16 protein-coding genes are annotated in these 16820 nt (G+C 34.9%); 12 read left to right on the plus strand and 4 right to left on the minus strand.

The annotated features are described in order from the left end of the window. The first annotated feature begins 4 nt into the window (after positions 1–4). From dnaA to ATE49_RS13425, 6 genes are all read left to right on the plus strand, one after another. The gene (gene dnaA / locus ATE49_RS13400) at positions 5–1459 is read left to right on the plus strand and encodes a chromosomal replication initiator protein DnaA (protein WP_034866921.1); all 1455 of its coding nucleotides are present in this window, start codon (positions 5–7) and stop codon (positions 1457–1459) included. Positions 1460–1525: 66 nt separating this feature from the next. Continuing rightward, the gene (locus ATE49_RS13405) at positions 1526–1975 is read left to right on the plus strand and encodes a low molecular weight protein-tyrosine-phosphatase (protein ID WP_065082605.1); all 450 of its coding nucleotides are present in this window, start codon (positions 1526–1528) and stop codon (positions 1973–1975) included. Between the two features lie 11 nt (positions 1976–1986). Then, positions 1987–2685 (plus strand): SAM-dependent methyltransferase, encoded by a 699-nt coding sequence (locus tag ATE49_RS13410; RefSeq protein WP_065082606.1) that lies wholly within the window; start codon positions 1987–1989, stop codon positions 2683–2685. Positions 2686–2735: 50 nt separating this feature from the next. Beyond that, the gene (locus ATE49_RS13415) at positions 2736–3860 is read left to right on the plus strand and encodes an AI-2E family transporter (protein WP_065082607.1); all 1125 of its coding nucleotides are present in this window, start codon (positions 2736–2738) and stop codon (positions 3858–3860) included. An 11-nt stretch (positions 3861–3871) separates the two neighbouring features. Beyond that, entirely contained in the window at positions 3872–4444 is a 573-nt protein-coding gene (locus ATE49_RS13420; protein WP_065082608.1) for a hypothetical protein, read from the plus strand. Between the two features lie 325 nt (positions 4445–4769). Beyond that, a complete protein-coding gene (locus tag ATE49_RS13425) occupies positions 4770–5150 on the plus strand; it encodes a GreA/GreB family elongation factor (RefSeq protein WP_059154031.1) in 381 nt (126 codons plus the stop codon). A gap of 35 nt (positions 5151–5185) precedes the next feature. Here the strand turns inward: ATE49_RS13425 and ATE49_RS13430 are convergent, their stop codons facing one another. Both ATE49_RS13430 and ATE49_RS13435 read right to left on the minus strand, forming a co-directional pair. Beyond that, positions 5186–6784 carry a peptide chain release factor 3 gene (locus ATE49_RS13430; protein ID WP_059154030.1) on the minus strand — a complete coding sequence of 533 codons (1599 nt, stop codon included), beginning with the start codon at positions 6782–6784 and terminating at the stop codon, positions 5186–5188. 58 nt (positions 6785–6842) lie between these two features. Next, on the minus strand, positions 6843–7550 hold the full coding sequence (locus ATE49_RS13435; RefSeq protein ID WP_233174307.1) for a hypothetical protein: 708 nt from the start codon (positions 7548–7550) through the stop codon (positions 6843–6845). 128 nt (positions 7551–7678) lie between these two features. Between ATE49_RS13435 and ATE49_RS13440 the strand changes: the two genes are divergently transcribed. The 4 genes from ATE49_RS13440 to ATE49_RS13455 are packed head-to-tail and all read left to right on the plus strand — an operon-like array spanning position 7679 to position 10798. Beyond that, the gene (locus tag ATE49_RS13440; protein ID WP_065082609.1) at positions 7679–8509 is read left to right on the plus strand and encodes a CPBP family intramembrane glutamic endopeptidase; all 831 of its coding nucleotides are present in this window, start codon (positions 7679–7681) and stop codon (positions 8507–8509) included. Positions 8510–8514: 5 nt separating this feature from the next. Then, positions 8515–9081 carry an RdgB/HAM1 family non-canonical purine NTP pyrophosphatase gene (gene rdgB / locus ATE49_RS13445; protein WP_059154028.1) on the plus strand — a complete coding sequence of 189 codons (567 nt, stop codon included), beginning with the start codon at positions 8515–8517 and terminating at the stop codon, positions 9079–9081. Positions 9082–9114: 33 nt separating this feature from the next. Beyond that, positions 9115–10029, plus strand: coding sequence for a ribonuclease Z (locus tag ATE49_RS13450; RefSeq protein ID WP_065082610.1), 915 nt, complete (start codon positions 9115–9117; stop codon positions 10027–10029). Between the two features lies 1 nt (position 10030). Beyond that, positions 10031–10798 (plus strand): TIGR02757 family protein, encoded by a 768-nt coding sequence (locus tag ATE49_RS13455; protein WP_065082611.1) that lies wholly within the window; start codon positions 10031–10033, stop codon positions 10796–10798. 136 nt (positions 10799–10934) lie between these two features. Here the strand turns inward: ATE49_RS13455 and ATE49_RS13460 are convergent, their stop codons facing one another. Next, complete coding sequence (locus ATE49_RS13460; protein ID WP_065082612.1) at positions 10935–11660, minus strand: Bax inhibitor-1/YccA family protein; 726 nt, start codon at positions 11658–11660, stop codon at positions 10935–10937. Between the two features lie 235 nt (positions 11661–11895). Here ATE49_RS13460 and ATE49_RS13465 point away from each other — a divergent pair, with 235 nt between their 5' ends. Together ATE49_RS13465 and ATE49_RS13470 are read left to right on the plus strand one after the other, a co-directional pair. After that, positions 11896–13788, plus strand: a complete 1893-nt coding sequence (locus tag ATE49_RS13465) for a DUF3857 domain-containing protein (RefSeq protein ID WP_065082613.1) — start codon at positions 11896–11898, stop codon at positions 13786–13788. A 6-nt stretch (positions 13789–13794) separates the two neighbouring features. After that, a complete protein-coding gene (locus ATE49_RS13470; RefSeq protein WP_059154021.1) occupies positions 13795–15732 on the plus strand; it encodes a DUF3857 domain-containing protein in 1938 nt (645 codons plus the stop codon). A 108-nt stretch (positions 15733–15840) separates the two neighbouring features. Here ATE49_RS13470 and ATE49_RS13475 read toward each other — a convergent pair whose 3' ends face one another. Further along, entirely contained in the window at positions 15841–16809 is a 969-nt protein-coding gene (locus tag ATE49_RS13475) for a glycoside hydrolase family 130 protein (protein WP_065082614.1), read from the minus strand. Between the last annotated feature and the right edge of the window lie 11 nt (positions 16810–16820).

Raw genomic sequence — 16820 nt, forward strand, 5'->3', positions numbered from 1 at the left:
TTCTATGGAGCAGAACATTACTTTGATTTGGGACAATTGCCTCAGCTTTATGAGGGATAATCTCAATTCTATTGAGGAAAAAGAAGGTGTTAATAAATTAGACGATTCCTTCGATTTACTCTTTTCAAAAGTAAAGCCTGTTTCTTTATTAGAAAAGAACCTGACATTACAGGTTCCAAGTGATTTCTATCGTGAATATATTGAAGATAATTACCTATCTCTTCTTTCAGCAGCTTTAAAGAAAAACATCGGTAAAGGTGTAAAGCTTTGGTATTCTGTAATGGAAAACAAACCGGTAGGAAAAGTTCCACCAGTAACTATACAGATGAAAGGTCAGTCTATACAGACACCAAGACCTCAGGAAGTAAGAAATCCTGCTTACGCTCAGAATGTAGTAAATCCATTTGTAGTTCCGGGAATTAAGAAAGTTAATATAGACAGCCAGCTGAATCCTTCATTGTCTTTTGATAATTTTATTGAAGGGGAGAGCAATAAATTTGCTTCTACAGTAGCAAGAACTATTGCTAAAAGACCAGGAGCAACATCCTTTAATCCATTATTCCTTCACGGAGGTGTTGGGGTAGGGAAAACCCACATTGCACATGCAATCGGACTGGAGGTTAAGAATCTTTATCCTGAGAAAGTAGTACTATATGTATCCTCCGAGAAGTTTATTCAGCAGTTCGTATCCGCAGCTAAAGCTCAGAACAAAACAGATTTTGCCAACTTTTATCAGATGATAGATGTGTGGATTATCGATGATGTACAGTTCTTATCCAGCAAAGTTGCAACACAGGATATGTTCTTCCATATTTTCGATCATCTTCACCAAAATGGTAAGCAGATTATCCTGACATCGGATAAGGCACCTGCTGACATTCAGGATATTCAGGAAAGAATTGTTTCCCGATTCAAATGGGGATTATCTGCAGAGATTAAGTCACCGGATTATGATACCAGGAAGAAAATCGTTGTAAACAAACTACACCGCGATGGTATTGTACTGGACAACGAGCTTATAGATTATCTTGCAACAGAAGTTAACTCTAATGTAAGAGAGCTTATCGGTATTATCAATTCAGTTATTGCACACTCTATGATTGTTAAGTCTGAACTTACAATCGGATTGTTGAAAGATACAATTAGTAAGATTGCTGCTAATCAGAAAAAGACAATAAATATCGCTTATATTCAGGATGTAGTATGTAAATATTTTGGTCTTCAAAAGGACAGACTATTATCCAAAACCAGAAAACGTGAGGTAGCATTACCTCGTCAGCTAGCTATGTATTTTGCTAAAGAATACACCAATGCTACTTTTACAAAAATCGGTGAAGAGATGGGAGGTAAAGACCACTCAACCGTAATGTACGCATGTGACACAATCCGTGACGTTGCGAAAGTAGATAAGGAAATGAAGAAATTCATTAAAGAAATTAAGGATAAGATATTTGAATAATAGCTACTAACTGACTGTTTACTTTTATAGTAAACAGTATATTTTCTTCTGTAAATTTATACTAGCATGAAAATTTTAATGGTCTGTCTGGGCAATATTTGCCGGTCTCCTTTAGCTGAAGGAATTCTAAAATCTAAACTTCCGGACCATTATATAGTAGACAGCGCCGGAACAATATCTATGCATGAAGGCAATCATCCTGATAAACGCTCTGTGAAAGCTGCGGCGTTACACAATATAGATATTTCCAAACAGCGTTCCCGTCCCATTCAGCCCAAAGATTTAGAGTCTTTTGACAGAATATACTGTATGGACCGTAATAATCTGAAAGACGTATCTGCCATGGCTAAAAATGAAGAACAAAGACAAAAAATATCTTTGATACTCGATGTTCTTCATGATAACAACAATATCGAAGTTCCCGATCCATATTGGGGAAATCAGCAGGATTTTGAAGATGTATTTCAGCTACTGAACAAAGCCTGTGATATTATAAAATCTCAACTCTCAGAATAAAAACAGAACCAATGCTTTTCTTACTACCTGCATATCTTTCGGAAAATACACCTGTAGAACATTTTGGCTCAGCAATCAAAGAATATATCCTGCAGACAGATTATTTCTTTGTAGAAAATGAAAAAACAGCCCGTAAGGTCATTAAATTCTTTGCACCTGAAAAAAAGCAGTCTGATTTAAAACTGTTTTTACTCGATAAGTATTCAGAAACTGCAGACCTAAAAGAAGCCCAGGATCTTATGAAGAAGGGGCAGGACTTTTGTCTGTTGTCTGAAGCCGGCTTACCTTGTATTGCGGATCCCGGAAATATAATGGTAGCATGGGCACATCGAAACAATATAAAAGTAGTCCCTGTAAACGGACCAAGTTCTATTATATTAGCCTTAATTTCCAGTGGATTCAATGGACAGCAATTTACTTTCCATGGTTATTTACCTATAGATAAAGGAGAGAAAAGAAAACAAATCCTTCATTTGGAATCACTAGTTCAGAAAACAGGCTATACTCAGATTTTCATGGAAACTCCATACCGTAACAACCAGTTACTGGAGGAACTTACCAAAACACTAAATGGCAAAACATTGCTTTCCGTAGCAGCCAATATTAATGACCCGGAAGGAGAGTTTATTAAAACCCAGAGCATTAACGATTGGAAAAAATCTAAAACTGATTTTCATAAGATTCCAGCTATTTTTGTTTTAGGAAAATAGGCCGTTTCAGCTAAACTTTTTTTACCTTTAATGCATTGAATTTTCTGTGTATGAAGGCATTTTTATCTTGGCCGTTTTATCTTAAACTGGCTTCAGTACTTATTAGCATAATGATCTTGGGTTACCTGGCTATTCAGGGGCAGGATTTAATCATTCCTATGATTATGGGTTTGTTATTTGCAATATTACTCGTACCTGTATGCAACTTTCTGGAGAAAAAACTAAGATTTAACCGTTCTATATCCGCAATTGTAGTCAGTGTATTGGGGTTGGCTCTAATAGGACTTATACTATATCTTATAGGGGTACAGACTACCAGTTTTTCAGAAGACTGGCCTGCTTTTCAGAAACAGATTACTGCAGCTTTTGATAGTATTCAGGATTGGATTGCCCATAAATTTGGAGTACAAAAGCACAAGCAGCTTACTTATATCAACGACCTTGCGCAAAAGTCATTAAGCACCGGGACTGTTATTGTTGAAAAAATGCTAAAATCAATTACCTATATTCTGATGCTGATTGGTCTTACATTCCTGTTTACTTTATTTATTCTGATATACCGAAGACAGCTGGTTCGCTTTATCATTATGTGTTTTGCAGACAAGCATAAAGCTGTAGTGATGGATGTTGTAAACAGTATCCAGTATATGGTAAAGAAATACCTGATAGGCCTTATTATACAAATGGTCCTGGTAACTATTTTATCTTTTATAGCTTACACTATTATCGGAATAAAGTATAATTTCCTTTTGGCTATTATCACAGGGATATTCAATGTATTACCATATCTGGGGATTTTAATAGCAACTGTATTAGGTATTTTTGTGACTTTTGCCACTTCCTCGGCTGCCAATGTGCTATGGGTTTTAGTAGGAATGGTTGCCGTACATGCCGTGGACGGAAACATTATCATGCCAAAAATTGTAGGATCACAGGTTAAACTAAATTCATTAATTGTAATTATTGGACTTATAGTAGGAGAAAGTGTTTGGGGTGTTATGGGAATGTTTCTTACAATTCCAATTATGGCCATTGCAAAAATTATTTTCGACAGAGTAGAAGATTTAAAACCTTGGGGCTATCTAATGGGGGATGACGATGATGCAAAAGAATATGGAAAGGAAGAGCTTCTGCCAATTGAAGAGGATGAGACAGAAATGGAAATAGAAAAATAAACAAAACCTCTATGCACACCAAATCTGTTATATATCTATTCTTTATCTTTTTTGCCGGGATTATCTATAGTCAGCAAAAGAAAGTCATCCATCAAACTGTAAAAGGCGATCTTAATAAAGATGGTATTCCTGATTTAGCGATTGTAAAGGCAAGTAAAAATGATGCTATAACAACTTATATTCTGGAAATATATTTTCTGGATAAAGAAGGGAATAAAAAACTTGAAGTCAATACAGCAAATGCAATAGAAGCTTCTCAGCATGGTACCGGAGATAATCTGGAAAATATTGAGATTGTAAAAGGAGCCTTACATATCAATTATAGCTTCCTAAGAGGCCAATCCAAGCATATTTTCAGGTATCAGAATAACGGATTCGAATTAATTGGCTTCAGCTATGGTGTCTCCGACGGGCAAGGACATATTACAGACGTAGAATTTAATCTCTCTACCGGCAGATATATTAGTAAATTATCCAATTACGAAACCGGCCAAACGGAAAGTAAAGAGGACAAAATTGTTAAAATAAGACCTCTTCCTAATCTCAGAAATTTTGAGCCTTACAGAAGCAATTATTTTTATTAGGAACATCATATTTGGATATCATATTTAAAAGCTATAACTTGCTCTCTGATATTGAAGAATATTGAAATGAACTTTTCTAATCAACTTCAGAGTTGTTTTGGTATTGTAATTCTTACATACCTTCACGACGATAAATTCTTACAAAACTCCAAGGAGTTTATTCATTAATCCCTGCCGAAGTTCGGAGCAGGGCTATCTCTTTATTTTTATAATTCAATTCTATTATGGTGTATTTCTACATCGGATAAATTACAGCGTATAATTTATCCGGATTCCGGGCTATAAAAGTATACACCATCAATTAAACTTATTAATTTCAAGAAAAATGTCAGAACATATTATTGTAACAACCGGAATTTATGATGTAATCAAAGATCAGCTAAGAAGAAAGAGAGTAACACCTGAACAGGAAATAAGATTAGCAAATGAACTTAAAACTGCTAAACAGGTACTTAGAAGAGATCTTCCAAAAGAAGTTGTAACCGTTAACAGAAGAGTTGTTATAAAGGATCATACTGCAGACACAGAAAAAGAATACATTTTTGTGCCTTCTACAAAAGCAAAACCGCAGAAGAATAAATATTCTATACTTTCGGATATAGCTTTGGCAACGGTAGGTTATAAGGTAGGAGATGTTATAGAATGGCCATTTATAGATGGTGAAAGAAAAATTGAAATCCTGAAGGTAGAACCTTTCGAAAACTAAAATAAATAAGGCTGGCGAACTGCCAGCCTTTATAATTAATCCTCATTTCTAAATTCACTGATAAAGTGAAGTTTGATATTCGGGAATTTTTCCTGATTCATTGTAATCGTAAATGATGAGTCAGCTAAGAACACCAACTGATCATATTTGTCTCTGGCTAAGAAGCGCTGCCTTAGTCTTGCAAATTCTTTGAACTCTTCAGACTTCTCGTCAGCTTCTACCCAACAAGCTTTATGAATATTAATTGGCTCATAAGAACATTTTGCTCCATATTCATGCTCCAGACGGTACTGAATAACTTCATATTGTAATGCACCAACAGTACCAATAATCTTACGTCCGTTCATTTCCATTGTAAACAGCTGTGCAACACCTTCATCCATTAACTGGTCTATACCTTTTGCTAACTGTTTTGCTTTTAACGGATCATCGTTGTTAATGAAACGGAAATGCTCCGGTGAGAAAGAAGGAATACCACGGAAGCTCATTACTTCTCCGGCTGTTAATGTATCTCCGATACGGAAGTTTCCGGTATCGTGCAGACCAACAATATCTCCCGGGAAGCTCTCGTCCACAATCTCTTTTTTATCTGCAAAGAATGCATTCGGAGATGCAAACTTCATTTTTTTATTTTCTCTTACCAACAGGTAATTTTCATTTCTTTTGAAAGTTCCCGATACAATCTTTACGAAAGCAAGTCTGTCACGGTGCTTAGGATCCATATTAGCATGAATCTTAAATACAAAACCACTGAATTTTGCTTCTTCAGGTTCTACAAGTCTTTTATCACTTTCTTTAGGCTGGGGCATTGGCGCAATTTCGATAAATGCATCCAAAAGTTCTCTTACTCCAAAGTTATTCAATGCAGAACCAAAAAATACTGGCTGAAGGTCTCCTTTCATATATGCTTCGCGGTCGAACTCAGGATATACTGAAGTAGTTAATTCAATTTCTTCACGAAGTGCACTTGCAGCTTTTTCACCAACTAATTCATCTACTGTTGAATCATTGACATCTTCTATTTTTATAGCTTCACCTACCTTTTGCTTTTTATCCTCTAAAAATAACTGGATGTTGTTTTCCCAGATATTATAAATTCCCTGGAATTCGGCACCCATACCAATTGGCCATGAAAGAGGTGTTACGTGAAGCCCTAATTTTTGTTCAACTTCATCTAATAAGTCGAACGCATCTTTACCTTCACGGTCTAGCTTATTAATGAAAACCAGCATCGGGATATTACGCATACGACAAACCTTCACTAGCTTTTCAGTTTGTTCCTCAACCCCTTTAGCAACGTCTATTACTACAATCACACTGTCTACTGCAGTAAGTGTACGGTAAGTATCTTCAGCAAAATCCTTGTGTCCTGGTGTATCCAGAATATTAATCTTATGATCTTTGTATTCAAATGCCAAAACAGAAGTTGCAACGGAAATTCCTCTCTGACGTTCAATTTCCATAAAGTCAGAAGTAGCCCCTTTTTTAATTTTATTGCTTTTTACAGCTCCTGCCTCCTGAATTGCTCCACCAAAAAGTAAGAGTTTTTCGGTCAATGTTGTTTTTCCGGCATCCGGGTGGGAAATAATCCCGAAGGTTTTACGTTTTTGTATTTCTTGTAGTAAGTTCGACATATTGAATTTTAATGAGTGCAAAAATCGGGATTTTTTACGAGCAAATCAAATGATCTTGTTATATTATAAAACTTACTATTATAAATAGAAGTGCTATAATACCAAAAACAACACCCTTCATATAAATATCCTTTTTGAATTGTTCAGGAACAAAGTCTAATGTATTTTCATTAAGATAAAAATCCTTGTAAATGTCAGCATTAATAATAATGTCGGGTCTAAACAATTTTATACCTTTAAGGAAATGAGCAATAAGGCTATATTTGTTCTTCACGAAAACAGAGTTGAAATCAACAATTCTTTTTCCGACTTGTCCATTGGCATCTTTTTCGAAGACACAGAGATTCATTTTAAAGGAACGATATTTTCCGGAACCAGAAGACTCACTGTAAACATCCTTGCTGTAGATATCAGGATTTTTTGTAAGGTCATTGAAGAGTATTTTTTGAATCAGTTGATTTTCTTTATTAAAAAATAAGATTCCCAGATTATTAATTTTATACCAGCTTATTCTACGCTTTTTATTATTGATTGTATCATAAATAAGTAAGCCTGCAAGTGAAGCCAAAATGATAAAAAAAACAAAAAATAAAAATCTGTAAGTATCATCTATTATTGGTGCATAATCAGTGAAAGTCAATAAAATTAAAATCAGAAGAACAGTAGCAATAATAATGAATACAATACCAAGCATAAATCCCTGTAGAAATCTTAAAGATTTAGGAAAATATGATCCGGATATCATTTCAGGAAAATCGATTTTCATAATAATTCAAATATAATAAAAACAGACAAAGGATAATTGCAATAGCTATGCTAATCACAAGTAAATATAGACAGGGACATTAGCAAAAAAGAAGCACAAACATTATCTTTGTTGTTCAAATCATTTTAATGGATAAAGATTTACATCCCGGAAGAAATTACCTGTTTGGTTGGAAAGAAGCTATACTCTTAGCAGTTACATTTCTATTCATGCAGTTTTTACTGGCTGGCTGGTCAGCCTTCGAAATGTTTGTGCTTCATGATAATCCGGCTTATAAAGATTATTTTATTATTATTTCTTATATCCTAACTTTTACAGGATGCATATTTGCATTCGATCAGTTTATTGTAAAACCCACAGGCAGCAGGCTTAGTTTTAATATGCGTACTTCGCCTTTTTCTACCTATCTGCTTGTATTTCCGTTAATGATTGGCGGAATATTTATTGCCGAATACACTTCCGGATTACTTCCTACAACAGGAGAATTTTTTGGTCCTTGGTATGAACAGGTAACCAGTCTTTTTGCAAGAATGTCTCTGGATCCGTTCACAATGATTTTAATGACCAGTTTTTTCGCTCCGATACTCGAAGAAATACTTTTCAGAGGTATAATTCAGAAAGGGCTGATTAATAAAGGTGTTTCTCCGGCTAAAGCCATTATTATCTCCGCTATAGTTTTCGGAGTTGTTCATGGAAATCCCTGGCAGTTTATGGGAGCAGCAATTTTAGGCAGTGTAATGGGATTGGTTTATTACAAAACCAAAACATTATTACTCCCAATTCTTTTACATGCCTTTAACAATCTAATATCGTCACTGCTTGTCATTTATACCAAAAAGGAATCCTATTCCGAATTTTTCGGAGTTCCGGAAATCTATTTATTATTAATTGGTATAGTTCTGACAGCTGTTTTTGGCTACTTGTTTATTTATAAAAATAAAATTCATTATAACGATTAACGAAGATGGAAATTCTAGTTGCAACACACAATCAACACAAGAAAGAAGAAATTCAGCAAATTTTACCCGATTACAATATCACAAGTCTTACCGATTATGATCTTTTTGAAGAAATCATTGAAGATGGTGACAGTTTTGAAGCAAATGCAAAAATAAAAGCTAAATACTGTTTTGAAAAGACGGGGAAACCAAGCCTTGGAGACGATAGCGGATTAGTGGTACCAGCATTAGACGGAAGACCAGGAATCTACTCAGCAAGATATGCGGGCGATCATGATTTCAAAGCAAATATTGTAAAAGTCCTTGGCGAAATGGAAGACAGAACTGATCGCGAAGCTTACTTTATTACTGTTCTTTGTCTTATTTCTGAAGGAAAAGAAGAATATTTTGAAGGCAGGGTATATGGTACTTTAACATATAAACCAAGCGGAGAGAAAGGTTTCGGTTATGATCCGATTTTTATTCCTAAGGACCACAGTATTACATTTGCTGAAATGCCTGCAGAAGAAAAAAATAAAATCAGCCACAGAGCCAATGCTTTGAAGAAGTTTTTAGACTATTTAAAAGCATAAAACGTATATTTGTTATAAAATTAAGTATAAATTTTGGGGGCATATCTCACTATTTTAGGTTATAATTCAGCAATACCAACCGTTAAATCTTCACCTACAGCACAATTCCTGGAAATGGATGAACGCTGTTTTCTTATCGACTGTGGTGAAGGAACACAGGTACAACTGAGAAAAGCTAAAGCAAAGTTTTCTAAGATCAATCATATTTTCATCTCTCATCTTCATGGAGATCATTGTTTCGGACTGCCCGGACTTATTGCTTCATTCCGACTTTTAGGAAGAGATCAGGAATTGCATGTCTATGGACCGAAAGGAATCAAGAAGATGTTGGAAACGATATTTGAAATTACTGAAACCCATCGCGGTTTTCCAATTATTTATCATGAACTGGAGGGAGATCAGTCTCAGAAAGTTTATGAAGATGATAAACTGGAGGTATGGACTATACCTTTAGACCACCGAATTTACTGCAACGGGTATCTTTTCAGAGAGAAACCAAAAGACAGGCGCTTGAATATGGTCGAGATTTCTAAATATTCTGAAATTGAAATATGCGATTATCATAATTTGAAACGTGGTAAGGACTTTGTTTTATCTGATGGATATGTGCTGAAGAATGAGGTCTTAACTACAAATCCGGAACCACCCGTATCTTATGCTTTCTGTTCTGATACCAGATTCAAAGAGGATATTATACCAATAATTGAAAATGTAGATTTGTTATATCATGAATCTACGTTCCTGCATGATCTAAAAGAAATGGCAGATTATACAGGGCATACCACGGCGAAAGAAGCTGCAATTATTGCACAAAGAGCTGGTGTTAAGAAACTTATTTTAGGCCATTTTTCTAACCGGTATGCAGACCTGACCGTCTTTACTGATGAAGCCCGTGAATATTTTCCAAATACTTTTTTACCAATAGCTTTAGAGCCTGTAAAAGTATAAAATGACCGAAAAAGAAATTTTTGCATTTCTGGATGAAAAAGCAAATGCTTTCAATCATCCGGAATATATAAATAGCGATCCACTTCAGATTCCACATCGTTATTCTGTGAAACAGGATATCGAAATTTCAGGATTCTTTGCAGCTACATTAGCTTGGGGAAACAGAAAAAGCATTATTACGAATGCTACTAAGATTATGGACTTCATGGGAAATTCTCCCTATGATTTTGTGATGAATGCCAAAGAATCTGATTTTAAAAGTATCGAAGATAAAGCTGTACACAGAACTTTCAATGGGGAAGACCTGAAGCAGTTTGTTTTCAATCTGCAAAGGCTCTATCAGGAACAGGAATCCCTTGCTTATTTTTTCAAGCCAAAAGATGATGAACAAAATTTCTATCATGCTTTAGAGCGTTTCAGGACAGCATTTCTTAATGAAAATAATCACCGTTGTTACAAGCATGTAAGCAGTACATATAAAAATTCTGCAGCAAAAAGACTGATTATGTACCTGAGATGGATGGTAAGAAAAGATAAAAGAGGAGTAGACCTGGGAATATGGTCGGACTTAGATCAAAAAAAATTATCCTGTCCTCTGGATGTACATTCCGGAAATATTGCCAGACAATTGGGAATACTGAACAGAAAGCAGAACGACTGGAAAGCTGTTGAAGAATTGGATATAAAACTTAGAACGTATAATTCCGAAGATCCTGCACTTTATGATTTTGCACTTTTCGGATTAGGAGTAACAAAAGAATTAGAATAGAGTAGTAGACTAAGACTCTTCTCTGAAAATACAAACGCCATAGATTCAAAATCTATGGCGTTTGTATTTTGATAAAAATATAAAAAAACCGGAAGAGTAATCTTCCGGCCTATAGTTTTTATATTTTGGCGATGTCTTAGTCGTTACTTCTTCCGCCTCCGAATAATCTTAAAAGGAATAAGAACAGGTTGATAAAGTCTAAATAAAGCGTTAAAGCTCCCATAATAGCCATTCTTCCCATTAAGGATTCATCTCCGTTTAGTTCAAGGAAATAGTTCTTAATTTTCTGAGTATCATAAGCGATAAGTCCTACAAAAACTGCAACACCAATGTAAGTTGTAATCCAGTAGATCATTGGACTCTTTAAGAATAGATTTACTAAAGAAGCAATGATTATACCTACCAACAACATCATCATGATTTTACCGATTTTTGTTAAATCTGTTTTGGTAACATATCCGTAAACACTCATTACAGCAAATGTACCAGCTGTAACAAAGAATGTTAATGCAATAGAAGAGAAGGTATAGATTAGGAATATTAATGATAATGTTAAACCATTTAATACTGCATAACCCATAAATGCAGCAATTGCAGTAGTCGTAGACATTTTTGCAATTCTAGCGGATAACCAGATTACCAATCCAAACTCAGCAATGATTAATCCATAAAAAAGAAGTTTATTAGCCATAATTGCAGTAATAAGAGTTTCGCTCCCTGCAACCAAATAAGCAATTAAACCAGTTACCACTAAAGCCAGTGACATCCATCCATAAACTTTCGACATGTACTTCGCCTGACTTGCTTTCAGTTCTTCAGGCACTACCTGAATTGTCCTTGGTTCGTAAGTGTTTTGTTCCATTTCGTTATTTTGATTAAATACAAATATAATTATTTCAATTGATTAAATCAACTTCTATACCACGGATTAAGCTAAGACAATATGACACTAAAATTTAAATTACAAAGCAGATAAATTTTATAAAATAGTTCTGTAAATAAATAGATTATATCCGGAATAAAATTATCTCACAGGATATTGATAAATTTTAATCATTCCAGTTTGTTATTTGTTTATTTTTACCGAAATTATTTTTATGCCGAAAAATTATTTTCTGCCTTTCACAATCCTCTGTATCTCTGCCTTATATGGACAAGAGTATGCCGTAGGCAATATAAAAGATGAATTGAAAAAGAAAGCAAACGCTGTCATCAGAAAGGACCAGCAAGATATTACAATAAAATCCATCGATCAGATGGAAATAAAGTACTCGAAAGCCACAACTGTTCTTAACCAGAGTGGAGCTGAGCTTGCTTATATAACTATTCCTTATGATAAATTATCCAGGCCCAGCCAAATAAAAGTCAGCATACTGGATGAAAATGGCAAACAGATTAAAACTTATTCAAAATCCGATTTTAAAGATTACAGCCATGGTCAAAATTTTGTTCTGTATACTGATGACAGAGTATTATTCCTAACTCCCGAAGCCTCTACCTTTCCGTATACTGTAGTTGCAGAATATACTGTGAATACCAGTAATACAATATTTTTCCCGAGTTTTATACCATTTCACTCCTATAAAATATCTTTAGAGAAAGCCAGTGTTAATATTAAAAATACATCTGGTATCAATCTAAGAACCAAGGTTAATCCTAGCTTTATAGCAACTCCTTCAGAGCAACGTACCAATGACATTATTAGCTATACCTTTACAAATGTTCCAGCCGTTGAAAATGAGGTAAAGTCTCCGGATTTGGATCAGATGCTTCCCAAAGTACAATTTTCACTCGATCAATTCAGCCTTGAAGGGAAGAAAGGAGATTTTAAAGACTGGAACAGTTTTGGGAAATGGTATTATAGCAATCTTCTTCAACCATCGTCTGTTCTCACAGAAGATTTGAAAAAAGAAATTGCAGCACTCAATCTTCAGGGGAGCACCGAAGATAAAGTAAGAAGCCTCTATCAATATATGCAGAATAAGACCCGCTATATAGCCGTTGCAATTGGTATTGGTGGCTGGCAGCCTATGCCTGCAGATGATGTACGCAAAAAAAGCTATGGTGACTGCAAGGCATTGTCCAATTATATGAAAACACTTCTGGATGCTGCCGGAATAAAATCTTATTATGCCATTATAAACAGCGATGACAGCGTTATTAATTTTGATGAAGATTTTCCAAAAATGGGAGGCAATCATGCTATTTTGATGATTCCTACAGAAAAAGATAATATCTGGCTGGAAAATACCTCACAAAAAACAGCATTTAATCACTTAAGTTATTCAACTACTGCCAGAAACGTTTTAGCAGTAGATGAGAACGGAATAAAAATTATAAAGACTCCTGTCTACGATGCCGGAAAAAACAAGAGCATCATGAAAGCTGAAATAACGATTAACAGTGAAGGTGGTGTTAGCGGTAAATCTACTTTCAGTCTTACAGGATGGCAGTACGATATGTACCTCTCATTAGATGGCCAGAGTAATAAAGAAGCTTCTGATGCTTTAAAGAGCAGATTCAGTGAACTGAATTATGAAACAGCAAATATCAACAATTTCAAAAACAACCGTAATGATGCAGTAATGTCATTCGATTTTGATTATCAGGCAAAAAATTATTCAAAAAAGATCGGTCAGGATTTACTTTTCCGGGCAATTCCTTTCAACGAATTAACATCCATCAATAATACCGAAGAGCGAAAACTACCTTTTGAAAATGCATTTGCTTATGCCGATGATTATGAAATCATATATAATATTCCTGCTGGATATAAAATATCAGAAATACCACAATCACAGTCTATAAACTCTGTTTATGGAAACTATTCCTTGAAGGCAGTCACTAATGATAAAAACCAGATTATCATTAAACGACAAATTACAATTAACAGAGGAAGTTACCCAAAAGAACAGTTTGCAGATTATCTCGCATTCCGTAAAAAAATTGTCAGCGCGGACAATTCTAAAATGCTAATTACTAAAAACTAGATATTAATGAATAAACTAATTTTACTTGCTTGTTCAGGGATTTTCACAATGAGCTATGCTCAAAAAGATAAGTTTCTGAACTATCCTAAAGTATCTGAAAATGATATGAAAAAAGAAAAATCAGCCATCGACCCGAATGCCGGTGCTGAAATTTTGTATCGCTCAGTACATTATTTCATAGATCCTAGTAGTAACATGCTGAATCAGGAAGTTTACAGTCAGGTAAAGATCTATGATAAAAATAAAGCAAAAGATTATCTCACAGTAGAACTGAATCTATATAAATCTACAAAATCCTCTGATGCAGAAATACTTACTGCTCTAAAAGGAACGACTTATAATTTTGTCAACGGAAAAGTTGAAGCTGACAAAGTAGAAAAAGAAGATAAGTTTAAATCAAAAGAGAGTAAAAACTACGAGGTTTCCAAGTTTACATTTCCTAATGTGAAAAATGGTTCTGTTCTGGAATTTAAATATAAAAGAATATCTCCATTTTTCTGGTATGTTCCAACAACAACGATTGAAAAGGATATTCCTGTAGTCTACACAGAATATGTATTCGATATGCCGAAATACTTTGGTTATAATATCAATTATACAGGTAGCTTAACTCCAAAAAACAGGCATATTGCTGAAGAATTCTTGTATGGAGTAGAAGGCAGAACATACCGTTTCGGGTTTGAAAATCTTAAACCATTTGAAGAGGAAGAATATGTACTGAATAGTGACAACTATAAAACTAAAATTTCTGCTGAACTAAACTCTGTAGCTTACAGAAGTGGTGAAGTCAAAAACTATGCAATGAGCTGGGAAGACATCCGAAAGCAGCTATATGAGCATGATGACTTTGGCAGAGAACTGAAAAAGAAACTTCCTTCAGGCTTTATCCCCGCCGATATACTGACGGAGAAAGATGAAATGGAAAAAGCAAAAAAAATACTTGCTCTTGCTCAAAAAAGCTTTAAGTGGGACCGCGTACATGACTTTACATCAGATAATGGAAGCAATAACCTTATTAAAACAAAGATCGGAAGTGTTGGAGATATTAACCTGACTCTTGTAAAGATGCTTCGTGAAGCTGGTATAATAACTAATCCATTAGTATTGTCTACAATCAACAATGGTTTTATCAGCTATAACCCTTCTATGAACAGCCTTAATTATGTTATAGCATGTTCTGAAATTAACGGGAAACTTTATATTATGGACGCTTCCAACAAACAATCCCTCATCAATGTTTTACCTCCAAAAATATACAATTACAGAGGATTTATCATGAAAGATAAAGAGGTAAAAGAAGTAAATCTGGAGAATGAGAACAGTAGTAAAACATTTTTAACAGTAAATGCTACACTTAATCCGGACGGAACAATTAAAGGCAGCTTTTCCGATAAAGATACTTCTTTGTATTCTATGGTCAATAATGAGCGTTATGAGGATGATAAAGAAGAATACCAGAAATCATATTATAAGGATCGTTACAAGTTTCCGTTTACCGATATCAAAACGGAACTTTTACCCAATAACGATTTCGAAACAACATTCAATTTCACCGCCGATAATATGGTGGATGCAGTGGGGAATAAGTTTATCATTAACCCTTTATTATTCTTGAACACTGAAAAGAATCCATTTGACCAGAAAGGTGAAAGAACAATGCCTATAGAACTTTTAACAGGCTACGAAAAGATAAAAAATGTTTCTCTTACTATTCCGGACGGCTATGTTGTAGAAAACCTTCCAAAATCCAAAAGAATAGTTACAGAAGACAAAGAAATCTCTTATACTTATGAGGTTTCTCAGGATAAAAATAAGATTAATATAAAAACTTCAACCATCGTGGCAAGCAGCAATTATCCTAAAGGATATTATGTTGCTTTCAAACAAATATGGGATACCATGCTGAAAAAAGAAGGTGAACTGATTACTGTAGTAAAGAAATAAAAACAACAATTATAGAAAATAAAAAGAGAGGCTAAAAGGCCTCTCTTTTTGTTATGTAAGTACAAAAGAAGTAAAAGCTTAGCATTCGCTCCTTAGTATTCTACAGTACTATAAGCTGTTTTTCTTAATCGATTCAATAATTTCATCGATATACCCAAAAGCCACAGATACAACAGTATCTGCTGCGCCGTAATAAACACATACTTTTTCGCCATCCTGCAATGCAGCGCACGGGAAAACTACATTTGGAACATCACCTGCAAGTTCATAGCCCGCAGCAGGAGCCAATAGGTAATCTTTACTACGGTACAGAACTTTATCAGGATTGTCTTTATCTAAAATAGCAGCCCCCATAGAATAACGGAAACCATTACAAGTATTAATTACACCATGATAAAACATTAACCATCCTTCTTTGGTTAAAAACGGAACCGTACCAGCACCAATTTTTGTACACTGCCATGCACTATCCTGAAAAGGAGCTACTTTCATTACATTACGATGCTCACCCCAATATTTCATATCCGGACTAAAACTGATATAAATATCTCCGAATGGTGTATGCCCATTATCACTAGGTCTGCTGAGCATAGCATATCTGCCGTTAATCTTTTCCGGAAAAAGCACACCATTTCTGTTGAAGGGAAGAAAAGCATTCTCACACTGGAAAAACTCTTTAAAATCAAAAGTATATGCAATTCCTATTGTTGGTCCATGATAACCATTACACCAGGTAATCCAATAGCGATCTTCAATAAAAGTTACTCTTGGGTCATATTTGTAATCAGATTCTATCATCTGCGTATTGCCAGCCTGCATTACAATTGGGTCATGATTAATATCCCAGTTAATTCCATCCTTACTAAAACCTGCAAATATATTCATCTGCACAGCCTTGTTATCGCATCTGAATACTCCGGCAAAACCATCTTCAAACGGAACAACTGCACTATTAAAAATACTGTTTGAGCTGGGAATATGATAGCGCCCTATAATGGGATTATTACTATATCTCCACATTACATCTGTACAGTTTTCAGGTCTTTCCTGCCACGGAATTTCTATTTTTGTCGACATATAATTATCTA

This window comes from Elizabethkingia miricola (genome assembly GCF_001675285.1).
GTDB classification, from domain to species: domain Bacteria; phylum Bacteroidota; class Bacteroidia; order Flavobacteriales; family Weeksellaceae; genus Elizabethkingia; species Elizabethkingia miricola.

Coding starts and splice junctions, on each gene's coding strand:
- ATE49_RS13425 (WP_059154031.1), top strand. CDS start 4,770: ATGTCAGAACATATTATTGTAACAACCGGAATTTATGATGTAATCAAA.
- ATE49_RS13455 (WP_065082611.1), top strand. CDS start 10,031: ATGACCGAAAAAGAAATTTTTGCATTTCTGGATGAAAAAGCAAATGCT.
- ATE49_RS13465 (WP_065082613.1), top strand. CDS start 11,896: ATGCCGAAAAATTATTTTCTGCCTTTCACAATCCTCTGTATCTCTGCC.
- ATE49_RS13440 (WP_065082609.1), top strand. CDS start 7,679: ATGGATAAAGATTTACATCCCGGAAGAAATTACCTGTTTGGTTGGAAA.
- ATE49_RS13405 (WP_065082605.1), top strand. CDS start 1,526: ATGAAAATTTTAATGGTCTGTCTGGGCAATATTTGCCGGTCTCCTTTA.
- ATE49_RS13435 (WP_233174307.1), bottom strand. CDS start 7,550: ATGAAAATCGATTTTCCTGAAATGATATCCGGATCATATTTTCCTAAA.
- ATE49_RS13410 (WP_065082606.1), top strand. CDS start 1,987: ATGCTTTTCTTACTACCTGCATATCTTTCGGAAAATACACCTGTAGAA.
- ATE49_RS13420 (WP_065082608.1), top strand. CDS start 3,872: ATGCACACCAAATCTGTTATATATCTATTCTTTATCTTTTTTGCCGGG.
- ATE49_RS13430 (WP_059154030.1), bottom strand. CDS start 6,784: ATGTCGAACTTACTACAAGAAATACAAAAACGTAAAACCTTCGGGATT.
- ATE49_RS13415 (WP_065082607.1), top strand. CDS start 2,736: ATGAAGGCATTTTTATCTTGGCCGTTTTATCTTAAACTGGCTTCAGTA.
- ATE49_RS13470 (WP_059154021.1), top strand. CDS start 13,795: ATGAATAAACTAATTTTACTTGCTTGTTCAGGGATTTTCACAATGAGC.
- ATE49_RS13460 (WP_065082612.1), bottom strand. CDS start 11,660: ATGGAACAAAACACTTACGAACCAAGGACAATTCAGGTAGTGCCTGAA.
- ATE49_RS13475 (WP_065082614.1), bottom strand. CDS start 16,809: ATGTCGACAAAAATAGAAATTCCGTGGCAGGAAAGACCTGAAAACTGT.
- dnaA (WP_034866921.1), top strand. CDS start 5: ATGGAGCAGAACATTACTTTGATTTGGGACAATTGCCTCAGCTTTATG.
- rdgB (WP_059154028.1), top strand. CDS start 8,515: ATGGAAATTCTAGTTGCAACACACAATCAACACAAGAAAGAAGAAATT.